This window comes from Bradyrhizobium sp. 18BD, from assembly GCF_054185225.1.
Genome location: NZ_JAVAYL010000045.1, coordinates 1 through 2,500, shown reverse-complemented (window position 1 = coordinate 2,500; position 2,500 = coordinate 1). Strand labels below are relative to the sequence as shown.

Annotated in this window: 2 tRNA genes and 1 rRNA gene; all 3 read right to left on the bottom strand. The window is 55.2% G+C overall.

The window, feature by feature from the left end:
* Positions 1-374: 374 nt before the first annotated feature.
* Positions 375-450, bottom strand: a tRNA-Ala gene (locus tag RAD16_RS40255).
* A 114-nt stretch (positions 451-564) separates the two neighbouring features.
* Positions 565-641, bottom strand: a tRNA-Ile gene (locus RAD16_RS40250).
* Positions 642-832: 191 nt separating this feature from the next.
* Positions 833-2,321 (bottom strand): 16S ribosomal RNA (locus RAD16_RS40245).
* Between the last annotated feature and the right edge of the window lie 179 nt (positions 2,322-2,500).

Genomic DNA, 2,500 nt, shown 5'->3' with positions numbered 1-2,500 from the left:
AATGTTGTCTGTACGATTGCCTTGCGGCGCGCACCCTCGATGAATGCTACGTACAGCCGGACATTGACTAGAAAGACCAGCTTGCTTCGTAAGATCGTTCCGATAGCGAGGCGGTCAAGCTTCGCTAAAAGGATCATTTTACAACTCGCATGTCTTTCAGAAGCAACCTTGTGAGCTGCACTGAACGACGCACGAGCGCCGAAAATGATCCGGAGATAATGAAGGCCCGCGCAACAATCTGCTGCACGACCCAACTCGGATCGATCTCCTCTTTACGATGTCAGAAAACACGCAACCTGCTGTCTATCCAGACTAGCAAGATGCGAAGTGATGTATCGCGGACGACGGTGCATGACCTCGGTGATCAAACCATCTGGTGGAGCCAGACGGGATCGAACCGACGACCTCATGCTTGCAAAGCACGCGCTCTCCCAGCTGAGCTATGGCCCCGTAACCAGAAGACGAAGCGCCCCTCAAAAGTCCGGCGTCGCCCTTCGGGCTATGCCGGACACGCTTCGCTTCGTGTCTTGCGTGGCGGTGCCACGCGAAGCCATCGGCGAAGCGTGGTGGGCCTGGGAAGACTTGAACTTCCGACCTCACGCTTATCAAGCGCGCGCTCTAACCAACTGAGCTACAAGCCCCTAACGCACATCCCGTTAAGGACCCCGGATCCTGCAGATGCAGGCCCAGCGCGTGTTCGTCCGCGAAGAAAGAGAAACGTAGACGGCGAAATCCCGCCAATGCAGCTCAACGATCTGGCGATCTGTTGGCCACTGATGTTTCTAAAACGATCCGATAGTGAGCTCGAGGCTCGCTGAAGGATCATCCTTAGAAAGGAGGTGATCCAGCCGCAGGTTCCCCTACGGCTACCTTGTTACGACTTCACCCCAGTCGCTGACCCTACCGTGGCCGGCTGCCTCCATTGCTGGTTAGCGCACCGTCTTCAGGTAAAACCAACTCCCATGGTGTGACGGGCGGTGTGTACAAGGCCCGGGAACGTATTCACCGTGGCGTGCTGATCCACGATTACTAGCGATTCCAACTTCATGGGCTCGAGTTGCAGAGCCCAATCCGAACTGAGACGGCTTTTTGAGATTTGCGAAGGGTCGCCCCTTAGCATCCCATTGTCACCGCCATTGTAGCACGTGTGTAGCCCAGCCCGTAAGGGCCATGAGGACTTGACGTCATCCCCACCTTCCTCGCGGCTTATCACCGGCAGTCTCCTTAGAGTGCTCAACTAAATGGTAGCAACTAAGGACGGGGGTTGCGCTCGTTGCGGGACTTAACCCAACATCTCACGACACGAGCTGACGACAGCCATGCAGCACCTGTGTTCCAGGCTCCGAAGAGAAGGTCACATCTCTGCGACCGGTCCTGGACATGTCAAGGGCTGGTAAGGTTCTGCGCGTTGCGTCGAATTAAACCACATGCTCCACCGCTTGTGCGGGCCCCCGTCAATTCCTTTGAGTTTTAATCTTGCGACCGTACTCCCCAGGCGGAATGCTTAAAGCGTTAGCTGCGCCACTAGTGAGTAAACCCACTAACGGCTGGCATTCATCGTTTACGGCGTGGACTACCAGGGTATCTAATCCTGTTTGCTCCCCACGCTTTCGTGCCTCAGCGTCAGTATCGGGCCAGTGAGCCGCCTTCGCCACTGGTGTTCTTGCGAATATCTACGAATTTCACCTCTACACTCGCAGTTCCACTCACCTCTCCCGAACTCAAGATCTTCAGTATCAAAGGCAGTTCTGGAGTTGAGCTCCAGGATTTCACCCCTGACTTAAAGACCCGCCTACGCACCCTTTACGCCCAGTGATTCCGAGCAACGCTAGCCCCCTTCGTATTACCGCGGCTGCTGGCACGAAGTTAGCCGGGGCTTATTCTTGCGGTACCGTCATTATCTTCCCGCACAAAAGAGCTTTACAACCCTAGGGCCTTCATCACTCACGCGGCATGGCTGGATCAGGGTTGCCCCCATTGTCCAATATTCCCCACTGCTGCCTCCCGTAGGAGTTTGGGCCGTGTCTCAGTCCCAATGTGGCTGATCATCCTCTCAGACCAGCTACTGATCGTCGCCTTGGTAGGCCATTACCCTACCAACTAGCTAATCAGACGCGGGCCGATCTTTCGGCGATAAATCTTTCCCCGTAAGGGCTTATCCGGTATTAGCACAAGTTTCCCTGTGTTGTTCCGAACCAAAAGGTACGTTCCCACGCGTTACTCACCCGTCTGCCGCTGACGTATTGCTACGCCCGCTCGACTTGCATGTGTTAAGCCTGCCGCCAGCGTTCGCTCTGAGCCAGGATCAAACTCTCAAGTTGGACTTGAACTTTGAACCGGCTGATCACAACGTTTGACGAGGTCCCACCATTATCGACCGAAGTCGATGCGCTGCCTGCGATTCACATCGCTGGCAACGATGGTGTTTCCTTTAAAACGTGTACCGCCGAAGTCTTTCGTCCGGTCTCGATCCAAAAAGCCGAAGCTCTTCAGAAGCGAG